The 24,606-nt window shown below is 61.8% G+C and carries 27 protein-coding genes; 9 read left to right on the top strand and 18 right to left on the bottom strand.

Features of this window, described 5'->3' with window-relative positions; translation table 11 throughout:
• Nucleotide 1: 1 nt before the first annotated feature.
• The 7 genes from pdhA to IB262_RS20100 all read right to left on the bottom strand — a co-directional run bounded on the left by pdhA (nucleotide 2) and on the right by IB262_RS20100 (nucleotide 6,156).
• Nucleotides 2-1,048 carry a pyruvate dehydrogenase (acetyl-transferring) E1 component subunit alpha gene (pdhA, locus tag IB262_RS20130; RefSeq protein ID WP_034795824.1) on the bottom strand — a complete coding sequence of 349 codons (1,047 nt, stop codon included), beginning with the start codon at nucleotides 1,046-1,048 and terminating at the stop codon, nucleotides 2-4.
• Nucleotides 1,049-1,184: 136 nt separating this feature from the next.
• Nucleotides 1,185-1,505: a septum formation initiator family protein gene (locus tag IB262_RS20125; protein WP_112976413.1), complete on the bottom strand. Its 321-nt coding sequence runs from the start codon at nucleotides 1,503-1,505 to the stop codon at nucleotides 1,185-1,187.
• Between the two features lie 146 nt (nucleotides 1,506-1,651).
• Nucleotides 1,652-2,926 carry a phosphopyruvate hydratase gene (gene eno, locus IB262_RS20120; protein ID WP_112976461.1) on the bottom strand — a complete coding sequence of 425 codons (1,275 nt, stop codon included), beginning with the start codon at nucleotides 2,924-2,926 and terminating at the stop codon, nucleotides 1,652-1,654.
• Between the two features lie 137 nt (nucleotides 2,927-3,063).
• Nucleotides 3,064-3,906, bottom strand: a complete 843-nt coding sequence (kdsA, locus tag IB262_RS20115; RefSeq protein WP_192357245.1) for a 3-deoxy-8-phosphooctulonate synthase — start codon at nucleotides 3,904-3,906, stop codon at nucleotides 3,064-3,066.
• Nucleotides 3,906-4,796 carry a VOC family protein gene (locus tag IB262_RS20110; RefSeq protein ID WP_162728799.1) on the bottom strand — a complete coding sequence of 297 codons (891 nt, stop codon included), beginning with the start codon at nucleotides 4,794-4,796 and terminating at the stop codon, nucleotides 3,906-3,908. The genes kdsA and IB262_RS20110 overlap by 1 nt, the downstream gene beginning before the upstream one ends.
• Before the next feature lie 181 nt (nucleotides 4,797-4,977).
• The gene (locus tag IB262_RS20105; protein WP_156134117.1) at nucleotides 4,978-5,148 is read right to left on the bottom strand and encodes a hypothetical protein; all 171 of its coding nucleotides are present in this window, start codon (nucleotides 5,146-5,148) and stop codon (nucleotides 4,978-4,980) included.
• A 195-nt stretch (nucleotides 5,149-5,343) separates the two neighbouring features.
• A complete protein-coding gene (locus IB262_RS20100; RefSeq protein WP_112976216.1) occupies nucleotides 5,344-6,156 on the bottom strand; it encodes a class I SAM-dependent methyltransferase in 813 nt (270 codons plus the stop codon).
• Nucleotides 6,157-6,688: 532 nt separating this feature from the next.
• Between IB262_RS20100 and IB262_RS20095 the strand changes: the two genes are divergently transcribed.
• From IB262_RS20095 to IB262_RS20065, 7 genes are all read left to right on the top strand, one after another.
• Nucleotides 6,689-7,333, top strand: coding sequence for a lysophospholipid acyltransferase family protein (locus IB262_RS20095; protein ID WP_192493742.1), 645 nt, complete (start codon nucleotides 6,689-6,691; stop codon nucleotides 7,331-7,333).
• On the top strand, nucleotides 7,330-8,280 hold the full coding sequence (locus IB262_RS20090) for a phosphatidate cytidylyltransferase (protein ID WP_034795857.1): 951 nt from the start codon (nucleotides 7,330-7,332) through the stop codon (nucleotides 8,278-8,280). Before IB262_RS20095 ends, IB262_RS20090 begins: the two co-directional genes overlap by 4 nt.
• Nucleotides 8,277-8,675, top strand: a complete 399-nt coding sequence (locus tag IB262_RS20085) for a hypothetical protein (protein WP_112976215.1) — start codon at nucleotides 8,277-8,279, stop codon at nucleotides 8,673-8,675. Before IB262_RS20090 ends, IB262_RS20085 begins: the two co-directional genes overlap by 4 nt.
• Nucleotides 8,659-9,315 (top strand): CDP-alcohol phosphatidyltransferase family protein, encoded by a 657-nt coding sequence (locus IB262_RS20080; RefSeq protein WP_034795863.1) that lies wholly within the window; start codon nucleotides 8,659-8,661, stop codon nucleotides 9,313-9,315. Before IB262_RS20085 ends, IB262_RS20080 begins: the two co-directional genes overlap by 17 nt.
• 244 nt (nucleotides 9,316-9,559) lie before the next feature.
• Nucleotides 9,560-10,747, top strand: a complete 1,188-nt coding sequence (locus IB262_RS20075; RefSeq protein WP_112976214.1) for a DUF418 domain-containing protein — start codon at nucleotides 9,560-9,562, stop codon at nucleotides 10,745-10,747.
• 152 nt (nucleotides 10,748-10,899) lie between these two features.
• On the top strand, nucleotides 10,900-11,169 hold the full coding sequence (locus IB262_RS20070; protein ID WP_210333276.1) for an autorepressor SdpR family transcription factor: 270 nt from the start codon (nucleotides 10,900-10,902) through the stop codon (nucleotides 11,167-11,169).
• Complete coding sequence (locus tag IB262_RS20065) at nucleotides 11,166-11,813, top strand: SdpI family protein (protein ID WP_112976213.1); 648 nt, start codon at nucleotides 11,166-11,168, stop codon at nucleotides 11,811-11,813. The genes IB262_RS20070 and IB262_RS20065 overlap by 4 nt, the downstream gene beginning before the upstream one ends.
• A 94-nt stretch (nucleotides 11,814-11,907) precedes the next feature.
• Here IB262_RS20065 and IB262_RS20060 read toward each other — a convergent pair whose 3' ends face one another.
• The 6 genes from IB262_RS20060 to IB262_RS20035 all read right to left on the bottom strand — a co-directional run bounded on the left by IB262_RS20060 (nucleotide 11,908) and on the right by IB262_RS20035 (nucleotide 17,303).
• On the bottom strand, nucleotides 11,908-13,545 hold the full coding sequence (locus IB262_RS20060; protein ID WP_082566349.1) for a CTP synthase: 1,638 nt from the start codon (nucleotides 13,543-13,545) through the stop codon (nucleotides 11,908-11,910).
• A gap of 138 nt (nucleotides 13,546-13,683) precedes the next feature.
• Complete coding sequence (gene secG, locus IB262_RS20055) at nucleotides 13,684-14,175, bottom strand: preprotein translocase subunit SecG (protein WP_034795875.1); 492 nt, start codon at nucleotides 14,173-14,175, stop codon at nucleotides 13,684-13,686.
• A gap of 131 nt (nucleotides 14,176-14,306) precedes the next feature.
• Complete coding sequence (tpiA, locus tag IB262_RS20050) at nucleotides 14,307-15,077, bottom strand: triose-phosphate isomerase (protein WP_034795878.1); 771 nt, start codon at nucleotides 15,075-15,077, stop codon at nucleotides 14,307-14,309.
• A 127-nt stretch (nucleotides 15,078-15,204) separates the two neighbouring features.
• On the bottom strand, nucleotides 15,205-16,092 hold the full coding sequence (locus IB262_RS20045) for a class I SAM-dependent methyltransferase (protein WP_112976223.1): 888 nt from the start codon (nucleotides 16,090-16,092) through the stop codon (nucleotides 15,205-15,207).
• A gap of 61 nt (nucleotides 16,093-16,153) precedes the next feature.
• Complete coding sequence (locus IB262_RS20040) at nucleotides 16,154-16,639, bottom strand: GNAT family N-acetyltransferase (protein ID WP_060582485.1); 486 nt, start codon at nucleotides 16,637-16,639, stop codon at nucleotides 16,154-16,156.
• Between the two features lie 184 nt (nucleotides 16,640-16,823).
• The gene (locus IB262_RS20035) at nucleotides 16,824-17,303 is read right to left on the bottom strand and encodes a hypothetical protein (protein WP_060539243.1); all 480 of its coding nucleotides are present in this window, start codon (nucleotides 17,301-17,303) and stop codon (nucleotides 16,824-16,826) included.
• Between the two features lie 193 nt (nucleotides 17,304-17,496).
• Between IB262_RS20035 and IB262_RS20030 the strand changes: the two genes are divergently transcribed.
• Both IB262_RS20030 and IB262_RS20025 read left to right on the top strand, forming a co-directional pair.
• Nucleotides 17,497-18,117, top strand: a complete 621-nt coding sequence (locus IB262_RS20030; protein ID WP_112976222.1) for a cytochrome b — start codon at nucleotides 17,497-17,499, stop codon at nucleotides 18,115-18,117.
• Nucleotides 18,114-18,713, top strand: a complete 600-nt coding sequence (locus IB262_RS20025) for a YceI family protein (protein ID WP_112976212.1) — start codon at nucleotides 18,114-18,116, stop codon at nucleotides 18,711-18,713. The genes IB262_RS20030 and IB262_RS20025 overlap by 4 nt, the downstream gene beginning before the upstream one ends.
• 36 nt (nucleotides 18,714-18,749) lie before the next feature.
• Here the strand turns inward: IB262_RS20025 and IB262_RS20020 are convergent, their stop codons facing one another.
• The 5 genes from IB262_RS20020 to IB262_RS20000 all read right to left on the bottom strand — a co-directional run bounded on the left by IB262_RS20020 (nucleotide 18,750) and on the right by IB262_RS20000 (nucleotide 24,515).
• Nucleotides 18,750-20,201 (bottom strand): aspartate aminotransferase family protein, encoded by a 1,452-nt coding sequence (locus IB262_RS20020; protein WP_192357244.1) that lies wholly within the window; start codon nucleotides 20,199-20,201, stop codon nucleotides 18,750-18,752.
• Between the two features lie 11 nt (nucleotides 20,202-20,212).
• Nucleotides 20,213-21,223, bottom strand: a complete 1,011-nt coding sequence (locus tag IB262_RS20015) for an NAD(P)-dependent oxidoreductase (protein WP_112976210.1) — start codon at nucleotides 21,221-21,223, stop codon at nucleotides 20,213-20,215.
• Entirely contained in the window at nucleotides 21,220-21,660 is a 441-nt protein-coding gene (locus IB262_RS20010) for an EamA family transporter (protein WP_034795905.1), read from the bottom strand. The genes IB262_RS20015 and IB262_RS20010 overlap by 4 nt, the downstream gene beginning before the upstream one ends.
• 93 nt (nucleotides 21,661-21,753) lie before the next feature.
• Nucleotides 21,754-23,076 (bottom strand): FAD-binding oxidoreductase, encoded by a 1,323-nt coding sequence (locus IB262_RS20005; protein WP_112976209.1) that lies wholly within the window; start codon nucleotides 23,074-23,076, stop codon nucleotides 21,754-21,756.
• Entirely contained in the window at nucleotides 23,073-24,515 is a 1,443-nt protein-coding gene (locus IB262_RS20000) for a UbiA family prenyltransferase (RefSeq protein WP_112976221.1), read from the bottom strand. The genes IB262_RS20005 and IB262_RS20000 overlap by 4 nt, the downstream gene beginning before the upstream one ends.
• Between the last annotated feature and the right edge of the window lie 91 nt (nucleotides 24,516-24,606).

Below are 24,606 nucleotides of genomic sequence, written 5' to 3'. Positions count from 1 at the left end.
ATCAAAGCAGGATGTCGGTGTAGAGCTCGGATGCATCCGGCTCCGGATCGGCCTGGGCAAAATCGGCGCTGTCGGCAACGATGTCACGGACTTCCTTGTCGATCTGCTTCAGCTCATCCTCGTTCGCCCAACCCTTTTCGGTCAGACGCGCCTTCACCTGCTCGATCGGGTCATGCTCCGAGCGCATCTTCTGCACTTCGTCCTTCGAGCGGTACTTCGCCGGGTCGGACATCGAGTGACCGCGGTAGCGATAGGTCTGCATCTCAAGGATGATCGGACCCTTGCCCGAGCGGCAATGCTCAACAGCCTCGTCGCCGGCGGCCTTGACCGCGCGCACGTCCATGCCGTCGACCTGGAAGCCCGGAATGTTGAAGGAGACGCCACGCTGCGAGAAGTCGGTCTGTGCCGAAGCCCGCGAAACGGAAGTACCCATGGCGTAGCGGTTGTTCTCGATCACGTAGATCACCGGCAGCTTCCAGAGCTGCGCCATGTTGAAGCTTTCGTAGACCTGGCCCTGGTTGGCAGCTCCGTCACCGAAATAGGCAACGGACACATTGTCGTTGCCGCGATAGCGGTTGGCAAAAGCAAGACCGGTGCCGAGCGACACCTGGGCGCCGACGATGCCGTGGCCGCCATAGAAGTGCTTTTCCTTGGAGAACATGTGCATCGAGCCGCCCTTCCCCTTGGAAAGACCGCTGCGACGACCGGTGAGTTCGGCCATGACGCCGCGGGCGCTCATGCCGCAGGCCAGCATGTGGCCATGATCACGGTAGGCGGTGATGACCTGGTCGCCTTCCTTCAGCGCCATCTGCATGCCGACGACAACGGCTTCCTGGCCGATGTAGAGGTGACAGAAGCCGCCGATGAAGCCCATGCCATAGAGCTGGCCGGCCTTTTCCTCGAAACGCCGGATCAGCAGCATCTCGCGGTAGGCACTCAGATCTTCCTGTTTGGAGAAGTCGGCGAACGTGCCGCCGTTGAAGTCTTTCTTCGCCGGCTTTGCGGCACTCTTGCGGCTGGAAACGGACGCGGATTTTCGCGGAGCCATTCGTTCCTCCCAATGGTTAGCCTTTTGCGGTTACCATAGGGAAAGAAAGCAGACACAGCAATGCCATATTTGCATGGCTCGCATTCCGTACAAATGATTGATTTTACTTCACAAATTCCAATTAACTGAATTCGGGTTAATTTGCGGTACGGTGGAAAATAACGATCTCGTCACTTCGCGACATGTTCAGCGCGAGGCGAGCCTTTTCATCCAGCATGTCCCGTTCCAGCGACCCATCACTCATCAGCTGAACCTCCTTTTCGAGGATCATTCGCTGCTTCGTGAGCTTATCCAGCCGCGCCTGCCGCTCGACGATCTGACGATCGAATTGCTCGGTCGCCTTCAGGCCATAGCCGCCGTGAATGGAATGATAGCCGAAGTAGGAGAGAAAGGCGACCGCGATCAGCGGCATCACCAGCCGACCCAGTTTCCGTTTCTTATGATGCCGTGTCCACATGCATTCCCGCCCTGATACGCAGTACGGCAATCAGATTAGCGTCGATTGATTAACCGACCGTTGACCATGAACGGCAGGAAAATAGAAACCCGCCCACACGGGGCCGTGTGGGCGGGCTCAGTTTTCAGACAAAAATCAGGCGGCGATCAGCCACGCAGGATCGAACGGCCGGCGTACTTGGCCTGCAGGCCAAGCTGCTCTTCGATGCGGATCAGCTGGTTGTACTTTGCGAGCCGGTCCGAACGGGCGAGCGAGCCGGTCTTGATCTGGCCGCAGTTGGTGGCAACCGCGAGATCGGCGATCGTCGCATCTTCGGTTTCGCCCGAACGGTGCGACATGACGGCGGTGTAGCGCGCCTTGTGGGCGGTCTCGACGGCGTCGAGCGTTTCCGACAGCGAGCCGATCTGGTTGACCTTGACGAGGATCGAGTTGGCAACGCCCATCTTGATGCCGTCGCGCAGGCGGGCCGAGTTGGTGACGAACAGGTCGTCGCCGACGAGCTGGCACTCGTTGCCGATGAGGTCGGTCACAGCCTTCCAGCCGTCCCAGTCGTCTTCGGCCATGCCGTCTTCGATCGAGAAGATCGGGTACTTGGCGGCGAGTTCCGCCAGGTATTCAGCCATGGCACCCGGCTCCAGCGTGCGGCCTTCGCCTTCGAGCACGTACTTGCCGTCCTTGAAGAATTCGGTTGCGGCGCAATCGAGCGCGATGAACATGTCTTCGCCCGGCTTGTAGCCAGCCTTCTCGATCGACTTCATGATGAAGTCGAGCGCTGCCGGAGCGGACGCGAGACCCGGCGCGAAGCCGCCTTCGTCGCCGACATTGGTGTTGTGGCCGTCGGCTGCAAGCTGCTTCTTCAGCGTGTGGAACACTTCCGAGCCCATGCGAACCGCATCACGCATCGTGTCAGCGCCAACCGGAACGATCATGAACTCCTGGAAGTCGATCGGGTTGTCGGCGTGCGCGCCACCGTTGATGATGTTCATCATCGGAACCGGGAGCACGTGGGCGTTCGGGCCACCGACGTAACGGTAGAGCGGCAGGCCGGCAGCTTCCGCGGCAGCCTTGGAAACGGCAAGCGAAACGCCGAGAATGGCGTTGGCGCCGAGGCGCGACTTGTTCGCCGTGCCGTCGAGCTCGATCATGGTCTTGTCGATCTGGATCTGGTTCTCGGCATCGAGACCGCCGATCGCTTCGAAGATCTCGCCGTTGACGGCTTCGACGGCACGTTCGACGCCCTTGCCGAGGTAACGCGTACCACCATCGCGCAGCTCAACAGCCTCATGGGCACCGGTCGAGGCGCCCGACGGGACTGCCGCGCGGCCGAAGCTTCCGTCTTCCAGGTACACGTCGACCTCGACGGTCGGGTTGCCGCGGCTGTCCAGAATTTCTCGGCCGATGATGTCGATGATTGCAGTCATGATCTCTTCCCTGTTGAGGACGGTGGGTGGTCGGGGCCTGTCATACGCCAAGGCCTCGAAATTACAATGGCGCGCAATATGCAAAAACAACCGCGCCATTGCGGTTCATGAAAATTTCACGAAGCGTCGCGCGGGTCTCAGCCCTTGGCGATCGCGTCGAAAGCCAGCAGCTTTTCGAGCAGCCGCGGCATGTCCTTCAGATGCACCATGTTCGGGCCGTCCGAGGGTGCGTTGTCCGGGTCTTCGTGCGTCTCGACGAACACACCTGCGACGCCAACCGCAACGGCCGCACGCGCCAGGGTCTCGACGAATTCTCGTTGACCGCCCGAAGAGCCGCCCTGCCCGCCCGGCTGCTGAACCGAATGGGTCGCATCAAAGACGACCGGCGCGCCGAGCGAAGCCATGATCGGCAGCGAGCGCATGTCGGAGACCAGCGTGTTGTAGCCGAAGGAAGCGCCACGCTCGCAGAGCATGACATTGGGGTTGCCGCTCTCGGTGAACTTCGCCAACACGTTCTTCATGTCCCAGGGCGCCAGGAACTGGCCCTTCTTGACGTTGATCGCGCGGCCGGTCTTGGCGGCTGCGACCAGAAGATCGGTCTGGCGCGACAGGAAGGCCGGGATCTGCAGGATATCGACCGTCGGCGCGACCAGAGCACATTGCTCTTCGGTGTGCACGTCGCTCAGAACCGGAAAGCCGAATTCCTTTTTCAGGTCGGCGAAGATTTCCATCGCCTTGTCGAGACCGATGCCACGCTTGCCCGAAAGCGAGGTGCGGTTGGCCTTGTCGAAGGAGGACTTGTAGACGAGGCCGAGGCCGAGCTTGTTGCAGAGTTCTGAGAGCGCACCCGCCATCATGAAGGCGTGTTCACGGCTCTCCATCTGGCAGGGGCCTGCGATCAGCGACAACTTCTCGGTCTGTGCGAAGGCGACCTGACGGGCGCCCTCACCGACAACGACTCTGGCATTGGTTTTCATCATCAAGCTCCAAACGCGAAGATCACCCCTTGCCCCGGCATTTCGGGGACAATGAGGCGCCCGCCCATTTCTGCAAATTCGATATCGTTCTCGGCAAAGAGCGCCCGCGTTGCCTCGAGATCGGCAACACGGAAGACGACCGCCCGTCCGCGAAGGCCCCGTTCGGCACCGCGCACCGAGCGACCGAAGAAGGCTTCCATGCCGGCGGCGTTCAGCACCGAGATCTTGGCGTTGGTGGTCGCGACGTCCATGCCGAAGGAATGCGCCGAAACCTCGCGCTCATCGACCGCTTCCTGCAGCAGATACTGGAAATCAGTCGGATTGGCTTCCGACAGCACCACTTCGCTTATGCCGATCACGCCGTTGTCGTGTCGCTCCAGCGCCGCCCGATCGGTGGGGAGTGCGCGAACGCGCTGACAGTTGAAAAGAAAGAGATCCGGCGCGCGCAGGTCCGCGGCAAAGGCAAGACGGAACGAGCCCAGTCCTTCGCGGCCATCGGGCAGCTTCATCGGCCGGGAAAACTCCAGCATATCGCCGCCGGAGATGCCCCGCGCCCGAAAACGGATGTGGTCGCTCGCCGCATCCTCGGTGCCGAAGACCAGCGCCGAGAGGCCTTCCGGTCCCTGGCGGAAACGAAACGCCTGATCACGCGCCACAAAGGCGTTGCCGTCGAGTGCCGCCGCCTCGCACTCCTCGCGGGACGCTATGGCTAGCGGTTCGAGATAGGTGCCGTCGGCAAAGAAGACGCAGGCATTTTCGGTGCCGAACGGATGGCGGGCATCGTCGGCGACGGTGAAGCCGAGATTGGAAAACCGACGCCGCGCCTGGGTAAGCGTATCCACCGGCAGCACGAGGTGATCGAGCGGGCGGGTGGTGCGCTTGGAGAGGCTCATGGCGTGTTCCCTGATGGTTCGCCGCTGTTTGCAACTTTTGGCCGGCGAATGCAAGCCGGGTCACCGCCAGGGGCCGGATCGGCGATCCGGCTTCGGGCCGTCGCCGCAAAAGTGAGCCGTCCGCGGCCGGCTGCGCCCGCCGCGGATTATGCCTGTCAGCGGGAGACGAACCGCCGGAAGGTCAGTAGTAGCCCGGCGCCGTCGTGGCGTTCGCCGTGTTCCCCGCACCGAGACCGGGGGCGAACGTCTGGGGCTGCGTGTAGGATGTATTGGTCGAGGACGTCGAGGCACAACCCGAAAGCCCCAGCACGGCAACCGCCAAAGGCACGAACAACAAAGCGATGAAGCGCATATGGATTGACCCCTTTCCAGTTTCGCTGACGACAGGAAAGTACGAAACCGATGCGTTGGCGAGTACGTAACAGTAACGCGAGGTAAAAAGGCGGTGCGGAAGCCGGGATCGGCAACCGCAGCGCCTTCCGGCCGCTGCGACTGCCCTCGTTGCGTGCGAGCTTGCGGGCCCGAACAGAGCGCCGGGCCTGCCGCATCAGGGATGAAGATCGCTCTTGGTGGCAAAGGTGGCGATGAAGGTCGGCACGAACCTGTCGATCAGGAAACGAGCCGACGGCTGCCAATCCTCGTGAAAGCCGGCCAACAGGAAACCGACCTTCAGCTGCCCCTCGATCTGCGCAGAAAGGCTGTGTCCGAAGACCAGGGCCTCGCCCCGATCGACCTTGGCCTGCACGACATCGGGCGCGAGATGCTCCACCTCGGCAAAGGGGAGCCGGTAAGCCGGGCGGATAAGGCCCTTTTCCGCATGGGCCGGATCGCGGTCGCCGACGAAAACGATCGGATTGTAGAAGCTCGAAAGCAGCCGACCGCCGGTCCTCAGCACCCGGTGGCACTCCCGCCAGACCGGCTGGAGGTCGGGAACATAGAGGTTCGAGATCGGATGAAAGACGATGTCGAAGGTTTCGTCCGCAAAGGTCGCGAGGTCCCGCATGTCGCCCTGCACGGTCAAAAGCGACAGCCCTTCGCGTTCGGCGACGCGCCGATCCTGTTCGAGCTGTCCCTCGGAGAGGTCGAAGACCGTAACGTCCGCACCGGCGGCGGCCAGGATCGGCGCCTGCTGCCCGCCGGCGGACGCCAGGCAGAGGATCTTCTTGCCCTTGACGTCGGGCAACCAGCCCTCAGGCAGATCGCCGGGCGTCAGCCGCGCCTGCCACTGCCCTTTGCGGGCGTCGGCGATCATCTCGCGTGTGACCGGGCGGGACCATTCGCAGTCCTGGCTTGCCTGCCTGTCCCACGCCTGGCGATTGTGATCGATGATATCGAGATTGGAGGAGGAAATGTCTTGCATGTTCGGTCCCTGGAACTTGTCCTGATGTGACCGCTCACGAAGGCGAATGGAGATCGCAGGCAGAAATGCCCTAGCGTTCGTCCGTCGATGCGGATCGCAGCAATGCCATCGTCCATCTTCTTCGCAAGCGAAGTTGAGGCGATTCGGTTTTCACCGGGCATTACTGGCGCATTGGACGACGCTCCCCTTACTGGAAGCCGCAAGCTAGCGGCTAAGTTGCGGATGGTCAACGCGAACGGAGGCCAACGGCTGCGACGTGCCGCCGCAATGGTTTCTCCGTCATGGTGTCGGCGAACGAATATCCGGCATGGTCTGCGCGTTATCATGTTGCGCATGATTTCAACCGCTTGAGAAGCCGTCACAATTGCGTAAAATTCGTCATTGCAGCCTGGAGTTATGCCGGGCAGCAGGCTGAGGGGCAGCATTTGATTATTGAGTCGCAAGACAAGAAACGCATCCGGGCACGGCCGAGTCACGCCAAGGGGCGCTTCGGCACACTGGCTCGGCTCCCAACCGGGCACAAAACCACATGATGCGCGAGATGATGGCCAAGCTGGCTTCCATCGCCATCATGATGTTTGCGCGGGCGCTGACGGCGGCGCGCGCCATCTGGCATGAGACCGGCCTGCCGCCGAAGCAGAGCATCTATTTCGCCAACCACTCCAGCCACGGCGATTTCGTGCTGATCTGGGCGGTCTTGCCGCCCTGGCTCAGGGAACGCGCGCGGCCGGTCGCAGGTGCCGAATACTGGCTGAAATCGAAGCTTTCGACCTTCATCGGCCGCGACGTCTTCGACGCGGTGCTGATCGAGCGCGACCCGGATGCGCGCACGCAGGACCCGGTCGAGCAGATGACGGCCGTGCTCAACGACGGATCGTCGCTCCTTCTCTTTCCCGAGGGAACGCGCAACCAGACCGAAGCGCGACTGCTGCCGTTCAAGAGCGGGCTCTATCACCTCGCCTGCAAGCGCCCGGACGTGGCGCTGGTTCCCGTCTGGATCAACAATCTCAACCGCGTCATGCCCAAGGGGGAGTTCGTGCCGATCCCGCTCATCTGCACCGTCAATTTCGGCGAATCGATGCGCCTCAAGGCGCAGGAGACGAAGGAAGAGTTCATCGCTCGCGCCGAGACCGCCCTGCTTTCGCTCGCGCCTTCATCGACGGATGACGACGCATGAGCGCGGCCAGCCTGGACATGCTCAAGCTGCTCTTCGGCGTCGGCGGCGTTCTCGTGCTGGCGTCAAGCGTCGGCTACATGCTCAAGCAGAAGCTGTCGCCTGACGGGTCGAACGGCTCGATCGAGAACCTCAACGCCCGCATCAAGGCGTGGTGGGCAATGGTAGTGCTGATCGCCATCGCCTTCGTTGCCGGACGGGTCGGCGTGCTCCTGCTCTTTGCCTTCTGCTCGTTTGCGGCGCTGCGCGAGTTCATCACGCTCATCAACACGCGGCGCGGCGACCACTGGGCGATCGCGGGCGCCTTCTTCGTCGTCCTGCCGATCAACTACTTCCTGCTGTGGGCCGAGCAATACGGCATCTATTCGATCTTCGTGCCGGTCTACGCCTTCTTGCTGATGCCGATCGTCGCGGTTCTTCGCGGCGACACCCGCGACTTCCTGGTCCGGATCTCCGAGGTGCAATGGGCGCTGATGATCTGCGTCTTCTGCGCCTCGCATGTGCCGGCGCTGCTAACGCTGCAGATTCCGGGCTATGAGGGACGCAACGTGCTTCTCATCGCCTTCCTCGTCATCGTCGTTCAGTCGAGCGACGTGCTGCAATATGTCTGGGGCAAGCTCTTCGGCAAAACCAAGATCGCGCCAACCCTTTCGCCGTCGAAAACGGTCGAGGGTTTCGTCGGCGGCGTTGCGAGCGCAACGCTGATCGGCGCCTCGCTCTGGTGGATTACCCCGTTCACCCCGGCACAAGCCGCGTTGATGTCGCTCATCATAACTCTGATGGGATTCTTTGGCGGGCTCGTCATGTCGGCGATCAAGCGGGACCGCGGCGTCAAGGACTGGGGCCATCTGATCGAAGGCCATGGCGGGCTGATCGACCGGCTCGATTCCGTCGTCTTCTCCGCGCCAATCTTCTTCCACCTGACGCGCTACTGGTGGTCGCTGACATGAGCGCGAAACTGAAGGGGCTGGCATCAAGCGGGGTCGTACATGTGGCCTTCGCCTTTTTCGCCATGGGCGGCTGGGCGCTTTTCGCCAACCGCCATCACCCCATGCCCAAGCCGCTTGTTGCCGGCTTCGTCCAGGGAACGCTTTCGGCGCTGCTTACCCTCTACCTCAAGACGGCGATCGATACGCTTTCCAGGCGGTTCAACGGCGCCAGGCGCCTGGTTCTGCCACCGCTCTTCGCGTGCCTTGGCTCATCTGCAATTCTGGTCGCGATCCATGCCGCCAGCGGCACGCCCGAGATCCTGAAAACGATTGCGCTGCCGCTCACGGTTTCGACCACCTACGCCGCCATCTACAACTATTCCATCAGCCGAGGCGAACATGACCGAGACCGGTGACCGCAGGCCGCTCGCGAGCCGCAACACCCGCTGGGCGCAGGCCACCGCGCGCCGCCTGGCATCGATGAACCTCACGCCAAACCGGATCTCGCAGGCAAGCATGCTGGCGGCCGCCCTTGCCGGCCTTTCCTTCTGGCTCACGGGCGAAAGCGAGGACGGCGTAAGGGCGAGCCTGTTCATCGCCGCCGCGCTCTTCTGCCAGTTGCGCCTGCTCTGCAACCTTTTCGATGGCATGGTCGCCGTCGAGGGTGGCAAGGGCGAGGCCGATGGTCCCTTCTGGAACGAGTTTCCCGATCGCATCGCCGACATCTTCATCTTCGTCGGCGCCGGATTTGCCATCGGCGTGCCGGCTCTCGGTTTTGCCGCGGCCACCTTCGGCGTGCTGACCGCCTATGTGCGCGAGCTCGGCCGTGCCAATGGAGCGCCGGGCGACTTCTCCGGCCCGATGGCCAAACAACACCGCATGGCGACGATGACGCTGGCCGCCGTGGTGTCCGCCTTCGAAGGCCTCTGGCTCGGCGATGGCGAACTGCTGTGGATCGCGCTCCTTGCGATCTCGACTGGGGCTGCGCTTACGGCCCTGCTGCGCGCTCGTCGCCAGATTGCCTGGCTTCGGCAAAACGCTCCCCACAAAGGCTAAACACCCTCTTCACGCATCATGAACGAGGCCGCAGCAACATCGCGCGGCCCTCTTGACGCATGTCCATGCCAATTATTAGATAGATTAGTCTATTTATTAAATGCCACGAGTGTCGACGATGAACGAATGCTCGCGCGCACCAAGATCGGCGGCGATCAGGTACATGGTCGCTGCCTCCTGAAAGCACACTTTTTCAATCGGTTACGGCACAAATTTATAGCGCCTCCCGTAACGGAGAACACGAATGAGTACCCCAGACCGCATCGACGACGTCGATGCATTGCGCGGCTTTGCCTTGCTCGGCATCCTCCTTGTCAACATCATGGCCTTCGCCTCCGCCTTCTACGGGCTGGAAATTTCCGACCCCGCCTTCGGCGGCATCCTCGATCGCAGCGTGCATTTCGTGATCGCCCTGTTCTTCGAAATGAAATTCTACCTGCTCTTCTCGTTCCTGTTCGGCTACAGCTTCACCCTGCAGATGCGTTCGGCGGAAAAATCCGGCGAGGCCTTCGTGCCCAGGCTCCTGCGCCGACAGATTGGCCTCTGGCTGATCGGGCTTGCCCATGCGGTCCTGCTTTTCCATGGCGATATTCTCACCACCTACGCGGTGCTTGGCATCGTCCTCCTGATGCTCAGAAACCGCAGCGATGCGGCCCTCTTCCGCCTGGCGAAATGGCAGGTCCTTATCCTTGCAGTGGTCTGGGGCACGCTCGGCATCCTCATCACGCTGGATCCGGTGCCACTCGATCGGTCTGCCATTCTTTCCGCCGCGGAGGCGGCCGAGCTTGCCTTCCAAGGCGACTGGCAAGCCGTCATCGGTCAGCACCTGACGGAGCTCAACTCAGTCTGGATCATCCTCGTCCTGCTGCAAGCGCCGTGCGCGCTGGCGATGTTCCTGCTCGGCCTGATCGCCGGGCGTCGCAAGACCTTGGCGCGGCCGGAGGAGAACACGGCGTTGTTCCAGCGCCTCGTTCGTACCGGTCTCTGGATCGGCCTGCCTGGCGCCGTCATCTATGCCTATGTCAGCGTCGAGATGCCCGAATCGCCAATCGCGGTCATCGCGCTTTCGATCGGGCTCGCCACCGGCCCGCTTCTCACCGGCGCCTATGTCGGCGCCATGATGCTGCTCTTCGGATCCGAAACCGGCCACAGCCTGCGCAACCTGCTGGCGCCTGCCGGCCGCATGGCGCTGTCCAACTATTTGCTGCAGTCGCTGATCGCGGCCCTGATCTTCCATGGTTACGGCCTTGGTCTCATCGGCCAGGTCGCGCCTTTGGCAAGCGTGCTGATCGCGCTTGCGATCTTTGCCGCCCAGCTCTTCATCAGCCACTGGTGGATGGCCCGTTTCGCCTATGGCCCGCTCGAATGGATCCTGCGCTTCATCACCATCGGCCGCGTGCCGCAGTGGCGCCGCCCGGCGGAGGCGCGCTGATGGACACCAGCCAATTCCCGCAACCAATGCTGCCCGGCGCCTTCGGCGCTGGGCATTTTCGCTTCCTGGCTTGAGACGCAGTTCGGCACTATTTCGCTTTGACTCTAATTAGAAGTTTGTCTAAATATAGAGACAACAAGCGAGCGGAGACGATGCGGATCAACAGGGTTTTCGAGGCGCTTTCTCATCCCGTGCGGCGGCAGATCCTGACACTGTTGAAGGCCGGGCCGATGAGCGCCGGCGAACTCGCCGAGCACTTCGACCTGACCAAGCCGACGCTTTCCGTGCATTTCAACAAGCTGCGCGAGGCAGAGCTCGTCGCGGTCGAGCGGCGCGGCACGAGCCTCATCTACCACCTCAACATGTCCATTCTCGAAGAGGCGCTCGGCGGCCTCCTCAGCACAAGGGATCAAGCACCATGACCTTGCTTTTGCGTTCCCCGATCGCGCTGGTCGCTGGCGGCATACTTTTTTCCGCGACGCTCGTCGGCTATCTCGCAATCCCCGCCGAGGCGCTGCTTCCGATCCATTGGGGTGTTGACGGCACGGCCGATGCCTTCTGGCCGCGCGACCGGGCGCTGGCGCTGGCGCCTGTGGCGGTCGCCGTGCTTGCCGCATTCTCGTTCGCCGTCGGTCGGTTCGCACCACAGGCCGAGCTTCAGGCGGGCCGGCATATCGCCGAAGTCACCCTCCCCGCGATCCTCGCGCTCTTTGCCGCCATTCAAACTGTGATCGTCCTGATCGGGCTTGGCGTCGACCTCTCGATGACGCGCGTGATCGCCTTCGGCCTCGGACTTCTGTCGATCGTCGTCGGCAACGTCCTGCCGAAATCGCAGCCGAACGGCCTTGCCGGCATTCGGCTGCCGTGGACGCTCGCCGATAACGCCAACTGGCGGGCAACGCACCGGCTTGCGGGCCTGCTGATGGTCTGCGCCGGTATCACCCTGGCGCTGCTGGCCCTCGTCATGAGCACCGGTCCAGCGCTTGCCGCAGCGACGATCGCCGCGCTGCTGCTGCCGGTCGCAATTGCAACGCTCTATAGCTACCACATCGCCCGTCGCAGTTAGAGGCTCCAGGCGTCGCAGCTCGGCCGCAGCGCAACGGCAGAAATGAAAAAGGCCGGTCTTGCGACCGGCCTTTTGCTTGTCTTTCCTGTGCGCCTCAAACGAGACGCGACTGTTCCAGTGCAGCTTCGATGAAGCTTGCAAACAGCGGATGCGGATCTAGCGGACGCGACTTCAGTTCCGGATGGTACTGAACGCCGATGAACCACGGATGATCCGGATACTCGACCGTCTCCGGCAGGATGCCGTCAGGCGACATGCCCGAGAACACCAGACCGCAGGACTCAAGCCGATCCTTGTAGTCAACGTTGACTTCGTAGCGGTGGCGGTGACGCTCGAAAATCTCGGTCGAACCGTAGATCTCGGCAATCTTGGTGTCGGCCTTCAACGATGCGCGATAGGCGCCAAGCCGCATCGTGCCACCGAGATCACCCGATGCGGAACGCTTCTCGAGTTCGTTGCCCTTCACCCACTCGGTCATCAGACCAACGACCGGTTCCTTGGTCGGACCGAACTCGGTGGAGGACGCCTTCTCGATGCCGGCGAGGTTGCGGGCAGCTTCAACGACGGCCATCTGCATGCCGAAGCAGATGCCGAAATACGGCACCTTGCGCTCGCGGGCAAAGCGCGCCGCGTTGATCTTGCCCTCCGAACCGCGTTCGCCGAAACCGCCGGGAACGAGGATGCCGTGTACCTTTTCAAGGTAGGGCGCTGCGTCTTCCTTCTCGAAGACTTCCGATTCGATCCACTCGAGCTTGACCTTCACCCGGTTGGCGATGCCACCATGGTAAAGCGCTTCGATCAGCGACTTGTAGGCATCCTTGAGGCCGGTGTATTTGCCGACGATCGCGATCGTGACTTCGCCTTCCGGCGTGCGGATGCGATCGGCAACCCGTTCCCAGGCGTCCATGCGCGGCTTCGGCGCCGGCTCGATGCCGAAGGCTGCCAGCACTTCGTTGTCGAGGCCTTCCTTGTGGTAGGCGATCGGAACGTCGTAGATCGAGGCAACGTCGAGCGCCTGGATGACTGCCGACTGGCGGACGTTACAGAAGAGCGAGAGCTTGCGACGCTCGGCCTCCGGAATTTCGCGGTCCGCACGAACGAGCAGGATATCAGGGTGGATGCCGAGGGCCTGCAGTTCCTTGACGGAATGCTGCGTCGGCTTGGTCTTCAGTTCGCCGGCCGCCGGGATATAGGGCATCAGAGTGAGATGGACGTAGACAGCGGTGCCACGCGGCAGGTCGTTGCCGAGCTGGCGGATAGCCTCCATGAACGGCATCGCCTCGATGTCGCCGACGGTGCCGCCGATTTCGCACAGCACGAAGTCGTAGTCGTCGTTGCCTTCGGTGACGAAGTTCTTGATTTCGTTGGTAACGTGCGGGATCACCTGAACGGTTGCGCCGAGATAGTCGCCGCGACGTTCCTTGTCGATGATGTTCTTATAGATCCGGCCCGTGGTGATGTTGTCGGTCTTCGTCGCCGAACGCCCTGTGAAGCGTTCATAGTGGCCGAGATCGAGATCGGTCTCCGCGCCATCGTCGGTTACGAAAACCTCACCGTGCTGGGTCGGGCTCATGGTGCCCGGGTCAACGTTGAGATAGGGGTCGAGCTTGCGCAGTCTCACCCGGTAGCCACGCGCCTGCAGCAGTGCTCCGAGAGCCGCTGCAGCGATGCCTTTTCCGAGGGAGGAAACCACGCCGCCTGTGATGAATACATATCGCGCCATGGGAGTCACCGGATACCTTTTAACAAATGATTCCGCCACCGAAAAATTCATGTTCCAGAACTTTTCGTCTTGGGATGGAGGCAGATTTCACACAAAACAAAACCGGCGGATGAAACATCCGCCGGCGGGTTCTTCAGAATTGCGACCTTATTGGCCGCTGGGAACTTGCGATCCCGTATTGCTGTTGGCGCCAGCGGCGGGCGCCGGGGTCGTTGCGCCGCCGGCCGGGGCTTCGCCCGTCGTTGCCGGTGCGGTCGTCGAGGGAACGCCATTGTCGGCCGGAGCGGCGTTGCCGGTGGCCGGCTGCTGTCCAGTCGCACCGCCAGCCGGAGCCGGAGCGCCGCCACCGAGCGAATTGAGAACGCCACCGCCGTTCGAGCTGGTGCCCGGGATACGGTCGAGGATGTCGGTCGCCTGCGGCTGGTAACGCGCGAGAATGCCCATGCCGAGCGCCAGGACGAAGAAGAGCGCGGCAAGGATCGCCGTCGTGCGGGTCAGCGCATTGGCCGTGCCGCGCGCGGACATGAAGCCCGAGCCGCCGCCGATGCCCAGGCCACCGCCTTCGGAACGCTGAATGAGTACGACGCCGATCAGGGCGACGACGACCATGAGATAGATGACGAGTAGTACGGTCTGCATCAGCTTCCAGTCCTGCCCTTGGGGCACACGAATCAAACCCTGCGCAAACTCGGCATGGCCGGGCGCAATTTTCGCGCCTCTTTATACCATGCCGTGCGCCATTCCAAGCCCCTGCCCGGTAACCCAGGCGATCAGGCCGTCAATTCTTCATAAGCCCGGTAGATGGCGAGGAAGTCTTCGGCTTTCAAGCTTGCACCACCGATCAGTGCGCCGTCGACATTGGCAACGCCCATCAATTCCTTCGCATTGGACGGCTTGACCGAGCCGCCATAGAGGATGCGCATCTTGGCACCGGCGTCGGCAAAGCGTGCGATCAACTCCTTGCGCATGAAGGCGTGGGCTTCCTCCACATCCGTGGCCGTCGGCGTCAGGCCGGTGCCAATCGCCCAGACAGGCTCATAGGCAATCACGGTGTTTTCCGCGGTTGCTGCATCCGGCAGGCTTTCGGCGAGCTGGCGCTTCAAAACATCGAGCGTCTTTCCGGCCTTGCGCTCATCACCGGTCTCGCCGATGCACACGATCGCGACGAGTTCGGCCGAATGGGCCGCTTCCGTCTTTGCGCGTACCAGCGCATCGCTTTCGGCATGATCGGTGCGGCGCTCGGAATGGCCGACAATGACGTGGGTGCCGAAGCAATCGGCGATCATTTCGGCGGAAAGGTCGCCAGTGTGGGCGCCCGACTGCTTCTGGTGGCAGTCCTGCGCGCCGATCAGCAGCGGGCTGTCGTCGCAAAGCGCCGTCGCCACGTAGAGCAACGTTGCCGGCGGGCAGATCAACGTTTCGACCTTGGCGGAGAGTTCGCCCTTGACCCCTTCGGCCATCGCCTTGATCTGATCGAGCGAAGCGCGGGTTCCGTTCATCTTCCAGTTGCCGGCGACGAGCGGGCGGATATCGGGCGTCATGCTATTTCCTCCGGGTACTTTTCTCCGGAAGCGGCCTAGCAAATGCAGCCGGCAAATAAAAGCACTGCCGGCGATTATTCATGGGCCGCGGGGCCGGTTGCCCTGCCCCGCCCCCGGCGCATCACGCTCAAGGACGCCCTACCTTCTCGCGATATTCCGCCGTCGATCCGACCTTTGCGGCCACAATCGCATACATCAGCGGCAGGCTCGGCATGGCCGCCGGCGGCGCCATGCGCCCGCCGCCAAGGTCGCGCATGCCTTCAAACGCCACCCAGCCGTTGGCATAGGGGTATTCCTTCAGCACTTCCATCCGGAGCCCGGCGTCGATCAGCGCCTGCACAACATCGGCGATACCCCAGTTGAACTCGAAGGACGGGTGCGGATTGGTGAATCCCACCACGCCCTCCTGATAGCCGCCATGGGCAAGGCCTGCGCCCGAGTCGGCGACATAGTCACCGACGCCCGCTTCCGCGACCGGGTCTTTGGGCGCGTAGTCGTAGTGTGGCTTCCAGCCCTGATCGAAAACCATCGCAAAGGGATGGAATTCAACGAAGGCGAATCGCCCGCCGGGCTTCAGCACATCGGCAATGCCACGCGCCCAGACACCGAGGTCCGATAGCCAGCAAATGGTACCATAGGAAGCAAATACGCGATCGAACCGGCGGCCGGCCTTGCGGGCGTCGTCGAACCAGCCGAACAGGTCGGACCGCTCGAAGGCGGCGGCGATGCCGCTTTCCGCCGAAAGCCGTGTGGCAAAGGCGATCGCCTCATCCGAGATATCGACTCCGGTCACGTTCGCGCCGCGCCGCGCCAGGCTCAGGCTATCCTGGCCGGAATTGCATTGCAGGTGGAGGACGTCGAGCCCAGCGATATCGCCGAGCAACTCGATCTCTTCCGGATAGAGCGTGGAGCCGCCGGCGCGGAAGAAAGCGGCCTGGTCGCCCTTGTGACTGTTGTGCGCGACGGTCGCGGCATTCCACGAGAGGCGATTGGCCTCGTGAAGATCAATACTCATGTTCCAACTCTTGAACATCTGGGAGAGACACGGGAGGTTTTTTCCCCGTATCCCGGCGCCCTTAGAATTTCAGCACAGCCTCAAGCTCGTCATCATAGTACTCGCCCGTCGGCTTGAAGCCGAGGCCTTGGTAAAAGCCCTCAGGGCTGCCAGGGCCCTGCCCGTAACTCGTGTAGAGCTCATGCAGGCCCCGCGCCTTCAGATCGCGCACGACAAGGGCAATCGCCTGCTTGCCATACCCTTTGCCCTGGAAAGGCCGGGCGATCATGAAGCGCCAGAGATAGACACCCGGGCAATCGATGCCGTCATCCCAGTCGGATCCTTCGTGTAGCATGATGAAGCCAATGAGCGTCTCATCGGCGTAGACTGCACGGAACCAGGCATTCTCGGAAAAATGCGCCTCGGCGATCGAGGTGCCGTTGTCCGCCACCATGTTGCGTTGTTCGTCGCTCAGCGTCTCGCTGAGTTCGCAGACGTCGCAGACGGTCAAGGCTGATATGCGCCGAAGGGTGATTTCGGCATCGGACGGCAATACGGTTTCACTCATGGGAAACTCCTTAGAAAAATCAAAATGTTAAAAAAGGGCCCGAACCAGAACGGCGGACCTCGAATCACCCGTTAAAGGGGCAATCGGCGGATAAAATAAAATCATGGCGAGAAAACGCCAAAGTCAGAACTGCCGGTATCTCGCCAGATTCCGGCACCGCTGTTACTAGGCTATACGCCTGCCTTCACTTCGGGCGGCCGGCCGTCGGCTGATTGCCGCCGTTCTCCAAGCCGGCGATCGCCGCGTGAACGTCGGCTTCAGCGTCCTCGTCGAACTGCTCGAAGATCGCGTCGCCGATCAGGGCGTGAACCTCGCGGAGATAGGGTGCTGCCGCCTCGCCTTCGCCGAGCGCCAGATAAGCGCGCGCGATCGAAAGCGACGAGAGCGGCTGGCGCCGCGCGAGCGTCCACTCACGGGCAAGCAGGGAGACGGCAATGCTCTCCCGATGGTGCCCGGCATCGCAAAGGGCGGCGCCGTAGCCGCTCTTGACCCAATAATACATGTCCGTGAAAGCGAGGTGGACATCGGCTATGTTGGATGCCAGACGCCAGGCGTCGACCGCTTCGCCATAGTTGCCTTCGGTTCCAAGCCGGATGCCCGCGCGGCCGTGTTCGTAGGCTTCCCGCTCGTGCGGGTTCATTGGTGTCGTTTTCTTCTTTGTCATGTACGCCAGTCCACATGCTCCCAGGAACAACCCCTCCGTGTCCCCTCCACCAGCAAATGGACCATAGCTTGCCGAGATCAACAAGATCTCAGTGCAATTTTATGGTATTCTAGGCGAATAAAAGCACGAACTCATGAGTCTTACCGCAGTCGCCGAGCCAATAGCGGCCGGGCGAGCGACCATGGGGTCGAACATGCTGCGCAACGACAAAGCCGGATTTGGGTGGATCACCATCGTCCTTCACTGGGCGATTGCGGCATTGATCCTCACCCTACTCAGCCTCGGCTTCATCATGCGGCGAACGCCCGTCGATGCGGCGCTGCAGTTTTCGCTTTACCAATGGCACAAGTCGCTCGGTTTCACCGCGCTCGGTCTGGCGACAATCCGCGCGCTCTGGCACCTGGTCGAGGTTCGTCCGCGTCCGCCCGCCGGCCTCAACGCGCTCGAGCGCCGTGCAGCCAGCGCCACCCATGTGGTGCTCATCCTCCTCGCGCTCGCCGTTCCGCTTGCCGGCTGGGCGGTGGCCTCGACATCAACGCTGAACATACCGAGCTTCTATTTCAACTGGATCGTCATCCCCCACCTGCCGATGGCGAAATCGGAAGCGGCCGAAGACCTCTGGACGCTCGTCCATATGACGCTCGCCTACCTCCTGCTCTGCTTCGTCGCGCTTCACGTCCTGGCCGCCCTCTACCATCACTTCGCACGCCGCGACGACGTCCTCGTCCGCATGCTTCAGACCGGATCACGCCAACGCGCTTCCTCCCAAGCGGCTGGTTCGGATCCGGTTATCGCCGGAAGGAAGAAACCATGACACTGCACTCGCAATCACCAACAAAGGCCATTGCCTTCACGCTGCTGCTGGCGCTCGGGAGCATTCCGTCGCCCGCCACGGCAGCCGCGCCGGACCTTGCCGATGCTGCCGGCAACTACGGGATCACGCCGGCTTCACGTATCCATTTCACCGTTGCGCAAGCGGGCGGAGGCGGAATTGTCGGCGATTTCGCCAAGTTTTCCGGCAACTTCCGCATCGACCGAAACGATGTCGGCCATTCGACGGTCGAATTCACGCTTTACCCGGAGAGCGTGAAAACCGGAGAAAGGCGGATCGAGGACTTCCTGAAGTCGAGCGCCGTCTTCGATACCGCAAACTTCAGCACCGTCACATTCCATTCGACGACCGTGAAACAGACCGGACCGGACACGGCCGCGGTCGAGGGAACGCTGACGGCGCGCGGCACGTCGCGAAAGGAGCGCTTCTCGGTAACGCTGCTTGACTGGAACCGCGGCTCTATCGCCTTCAACATCCGCGGCAATATCCACCGATCACCCTACGGCATGGATGTCGGCACGCCGATCTATTCCAACGTCGTCGAGTTCGACATGAACATCAAAGGGCAGAGGCGCTGAACGCCCCTGCCCTTTGCAAGTCGATAGGCTTCTCGATCAACCGATCTGGCTGCCGACGAAATCCTTGACGATCCGCACGATGCCGCGGCCGAGCAGGTCGTCGAGGGCGGCGATGAACTGGTCGACATGGGCGCGCTCGCAGATCAGCGGCGGTTCGAGCCGGATGACGTTGCGATTGTATTCGGTGAAGGCCACCAGCACGTCGTAGTCACGCAGGAGCAGCGCGCCGATGAAGCCGGAGAGCGAGCCTTTGAGCTTGTCGTCGAGCATCGAGACAACAGGACGCAGCACCATCGGCAGCGTCTGGCTGAAGTCCTGGAATTCCAGGCCGACCATCAAGCCCTTGCCGCGGACGTCCTTGATGATCTTCGGATACTTCTCTTTCAGCGCCTGCAGACGCTCGAGCAGATAGTCGCCGCTGTCGGCGGCGCGGTCGATCAGGTGCTCGTCGTAAAGCACATTGATGCCTTCAATCGCCGTGACGCAGGCCTCGCCCATGCCGCCGAACGTGGCCATCGCATGGATCATGGCGGTCTTCGGCGTGCCGTAAGCCTTCATGTAGACCTCACGACGGGCAATCATTGCGCCGACGGCGGCCTTGCCGGCGCCGAGCGACTTGGCGAGCGCCGTCACGTCAGGCACGACGCCGTAATGCTCGAAGGCATAGAAGCGGCCGGAGCGGCCATAGCCGCACTGCACTTCGTCGGCGACCCAGAGCACGCCGTATTTGTCGCAGAGCGCACGCAGCTTCTGCCAGTACTCCGCCGGTGCCTGGATGATGCCGCCGCCGCCCTGGATGGTTTCGAGCACGATGACGCCGATTTCCGGGTCGGACTTGAAGGCATTCTCCACCGCGTCGATATCGGCAAAGGGCACGCGCACGGTGTTGTCCGTGATCTTGAAGTCGGCGCGGTAAAGCTGGCCATCGGTGATGGCGAGCACGCCCTTGGTCTTGCCGTGGAAGGAATTCTCCGCATAGACGACCTTCGGCCGCTTCGGGCCAGCGGCACGTTCGGCAAGCTTGACGGCAGCCTCCATGGCCTCCGAACCGGAAGAGCCGAGGAACACCATGTCGAGATCACCCGGCGAGCAGGCCGCGATGTTCTTCGCCAGCGCCGCTGCATATTGCGACATGAAGGCGATCGCGATCTCGTGGCGCTTTTCGTCCTGGAATTTCTGTCGGGCTTCCAGAATGCGCGGATGGTTGTGGCCGAAGGCGAGCGAGCCGAATCCGCCGAAGAAATCGAGGATCTGGCGGCCGTTCTGGTCGGTGTAGAACATGCCCTCGGCGCTCTCGATCTTCACCTTGTGGAAGCCGAGCAGCTTCATGAAGTGAAGCTGGCCCGGGTTCAGGTGTTCCTTGAACGCCGTGGTGATGTCGCCGATCGACATGGCTTTCGCCTGTTCGACGGTGATGAGATCGGGCCTGGCAACGCCGCCGTCGAGCGACGGCGCGGCAACGGCGACACGGTTCGGTCTGTCCAGCATGGTGTCTCCCCTCATTCGGCCGGCACGGCGGCAGCTGCAGGAACTGCGGCGCCCATCTTCTTGGCCCGATATTCGTCATAGGCGGCAATCAGCATGTCGCCATCGTTGTATTCCGCGCGCCAGCCGAGCTCGCGCTTCAGCTTGCCGGTCTCGCGCACGCACATTTCGTCGGCGATCAGATACTGCTCCGGATCCATGATCGGCTTGTTGATCAGGTCGAAGAAAGCCAGCGTCTGCTTCACCGCAAAGGCCGGTGTCGGCAGCAGGAACGACTTCGAACCGGCGTGCTTGATCAGGTTGCCGAGCAGGTCGCGCACGGACGGCGGATTGTCGGAGCCGAGGTTGTAGGCTTCGTTCGGCACGCCGCCCTTCCAGGCAAGGCGCGCAGCTTCGGCGCAATCGAAGACCGAGATGAACTGGTAGGGCACCTTGCCCGAGCCGATCATCGGCACCGGCAGGTTCAGGTCGATCAGCTTGAACAATTTCTCGAGGATGCCGAGACGGCCGGGACCGATGATCAGGCGCGGGCGGAAGATCGAAATGTTCATGCCCTGCTTGCGCCACTGCATGGCCAGCTGCTCGGTTGCCCATTTCGACTTGCCATATTCGCCGAGCGGCTTTGCCGGATGGGTCTCGGTTTGCGGCGACTGGACGGTGTGGCCATAGATCATGTCGGTGGTGAACTGCACCAGGCGTGATGCGCCGGCGGTATCCATCCCCTTCATGATGTTTTCGGCACCGTAATAATTGACGGGCCAGAAGAACTCCCAGCGCTTGGCGCGGACCTGCAACGGCGACAGCATCTTGGCCGCCATGTTGTAGATCATGTCGTCGGCGCCGATGCCGACCTTTTGGACGGCTTCCAGATCGGTGACGTCGCAATGGACGAAGCGGACGCGGCCGTAGTGCGGCAGGTCGGACTTGACGATATCGGCGACAACGACGTCCTCGCCTTCCTTGACGAGGCGTTCCGCCAAATGACGACCAACGAAGCCGTCGCCACCAAAGATGATGTGTTTCATGACTTGCTCCCGAATTCTGCGGTGCTCACCCCGGCGGCATCAGCCGATTTCTCGTCGGCGCTGGATGAGATGCCCGACTGGGCGATAAGAACGGTTCCGGCGCAGATCAGCGCGATGCCGGCGATACGCCAGGCATTGAGGTCTTCGCGAAAGACGAAATAGGCGAAGACCGCAACGAGAACGTAAGCGAGGCTCAGGAACGGATAGGCAAAGGAAAGCTCGACCTTCGACAGCACATAAAGATGCGACGCCATCGAGATGACGAAGGTCGCAAGACCGGCAAAGACCCATGGGTTGAAGACGATCTGAAACAGCCGGACGATCGCGGTTTCGGCAGTCATCGAAATCGGTCCGAGCGTCATCATGCCCTGCTTCAGCATCAGCTGAGCGGCGGCGTTGGTGAGCACGGTAAAGAGAATGAATGGAATATATTTCATAGTTTTACTCCCAGTCCCGAAAATCTACTTACGGGCAAGAGACGGATATTCCGTGAAGTTTGCGCATTTAATTGAATAAAATTGTCTGCATTCTCATTCTGGCAAAGCCAGAGCCGTGCGTTTCCAGAAGTTCGAAACCAGCGCAGGGTCGCGCAACGTTTCGATCTTCCTCCAGAAAGGAAAAGATTTTTCAAAGACTTGCGGGCTCATGCGAGCATCCTTGTACGGATTGATCGCACCGCCGGCCTCGATTACGATGCGATCGAGATCATCGAGCAGCTTTACTGTCCGTTCACCTTGATTGGCGAAGTCCAGCGTCAAAGTAAAACCGGGACGCGGGAAGGACAGGATGCCCCGGGAGCCGATGTCGCCGAAACGCTTCAGGATCGTCAGAAACGACGCATGGCCGGCCTGGCGGGCGGTTTCCATGAGCTTGGCCGTGATCTCCGGTGCGTTTTCCGCGGGATAGACGCTCTGATGCTGGTAGAGCCCGCGCGGGCCATAGAGCCGGTTCCAGGCGCCGATCGCATCCAGCGGATAGAAATAGGACGTCCAGGGAACGGTCGTCACCGTCTCGCCCGGCTTCACCTTGCGGAAGTAATACTCGTTGAAGCCTTTGAGCGTTGCCTGGTTGAGGAGGTTGAACGGCGGCGAAAACGGCACGGACAGCTTCAATCCCTTGGGGATGTCGGGCAGTTCGCAGGAACCGTCGGCATGATCGCCGGCGAGCAGCACGCCCCTGCCCATTCGAGATCCCTTTGCGAGCTGGTCGATCCAGGCGACGGAGTATTCATGCTCGGCATCGACGCCGTCGACGAGGGCAAAATATTGGTCCAGGTTCTCGAAACGGATCGCGTGCTGCTGCACATGCGGCGACGGCACCTTCATCAACCGGATATCGACGGTGAGGATCAGTCCGGTCAGCCCCATACCGCCGATGGTCGCGGCGTAGAGTTCCGGGTTTTCGACCGGCGAGCAGGTCAGCCGTTCGCCGGTCGAGCGCAGCAGCGTGAAACGCGTCACGTGATTGCCGAAGGTGCCGCGCGCGTGATGGTTCTTGCCGTGCACGTCGTTGGCGACCGCGCCGCCAACGGTGACAAAAGCCGTGCCAGGCGTCACCGGCAGGAAGAAACGATGCTCGATCGCCCGTTCCAGCACCTGGCGCAGCGTCACCCCCGCCTCGCAGGTCATCATGCCGGTGCCGGGATCGAAGGCGAGTATCCGGCCGTGAAGGTTGCTTTCGATCAGAGTACCGCGATCGTTGTGGCAGCTGTCGCCGTAGCTGCGTCCGTTGCCGAAAGGCAGATAGCCTTCGGCCTCAAGGCTGCCGAGCCGGTCTTCATAGTCGTCAGGCGAAATTCCAGGCCGCACGCGATTGTCGATGCGGCCCCAGCTTTCATGGTCTTGCAGGGTCATTGCGGCCCGATGGCTCCAAATAGGATCAGCAGCGCGCCGATCAGCATGGTCAGTTGGCTGCGCCAGTCGCGCATGATGAAGACGACCGGATCCTCATGCAGCATGCCGCGGCGCGCAAGCATCCAGATGCGCAGCAACATATAGAGCACCAGCGGGCAGAGCGGCCACAACGCCCAGGGCGTGGTGTACATCTCCTGCAGTTCCTTGCTGTGCACGTAGAGCGCCAGAACCAGGGCCGAGGTGAAGGCGGAGGCAACGCCGGCCTGGCCGACCATCTCGAAGTCGACAGCGAGATAGCCACGCCCCGGCACGTTGCCGCCGTCCTTGTCCTCGAATTCGTGCAGCTCGACGTAACGCTTCACCAGCGCGAGGCTCAGGAAGAAGAAGATCGCAAAGGACACCAGCCAGAAGGACAGTTCCGTGCCGGTCGCGGCCGCGCCAGCGACGATGCGTGTGGTGTAGAGGCCGGCGAGCGTGAACACGTCGACGAGCAGCTTGCGCTTCAGCACGAAGGTATAGGCCGTCGTCGCGCAGGCGTAGAAGGCGAGCACCCCGGCAAACTTCCAGGGCAACAGAAGGGTCAGCGCCACGGACGCGATGATGAGGCAGCCTGCAAGCACCAGCGCTGTCGGCACGGACATCTGGCCGCTCGCGAGCGGCCGGTAACGTTTCTTCGCATGGCGGCGATCGTTGGCAAGGTCCGAAAGATCGTTGATGACGTAGACGGCGGATGCGAGGAAGCTGAAGGCAAAGAAGGCGATGATGACGCTGACGATCGCATCGAAGTGCAGCACCTCGTGGTTGAGGATCATCGGCACGCCGATGAGCACGTTCTTCGCCCATTGATGCACGCGGATCGACTTCAGCGGCGCAAGCGCGCTGACCTTGCCGGTATCGAGCCGTTCGGCATCATGGTTGCGACGCCATCTTTCCGCGGCCGCATCGGGCGAGACCACGATCGCGCGGCGTGCCACCTCAAAGACGGCGATATCGTCACGGCTGTTGCCCATGTAGTCGAAGGCGCCGTCGCCGTACCGCTCTACCAGCGCCCGGCGCTTGTTGCTGCTCGTCAGGTTGAGCGCGTCGGTCGAATGCATGACCGAGGAGAACATGCCGACATGGGCGGCAATGTCGTTTGCAACGGACGGTGCTGCGCCGGTCACGAGCACGAGTTCTCGCCCGCTCTTCTTTTCCTCCATGAGCCGGTCGATGACGGCCTGCCGATAAGGCCAGTCTTCCGCACGGCGGCCGGATCTAAGGGCCACTTCGTGCTTCAGGCGTGCCTTACCTTTTGCCAGCCAGCCCAGCATCGGAAACAGCATCAGCGGATTGCGCAGCAGGATGATCGCCGCCCCTTCCCACAGGGTGTCGGCGGCCAGCAAAGTGCCGTCAAGATCCACACACAGCGGAATGTGCCGTGTCTCGGTGCGCGCGTCCATGAAGTCCATCCCAGCCATAGTTGCCGGTATCATCAGGACTTCAACTTTCCAGAGTGGAAACGCAGGCCTTTGTTTCGCTCGCAAATTGGCG

Origin of the sequence: Ensifer sp. ENS02 (assembly GCF_014851885.1) — a bacterium.
Taxonomy (GTDB): Bacteria; Pseudomonadota; Alphaproteobacteria; order Rhizobiales; family Rhizobiaceae; genus Ensifer; species Ensifer adhaerens.
This window is presented reverse-complemented; position numbering and strand designations above follow the sequence as displayed.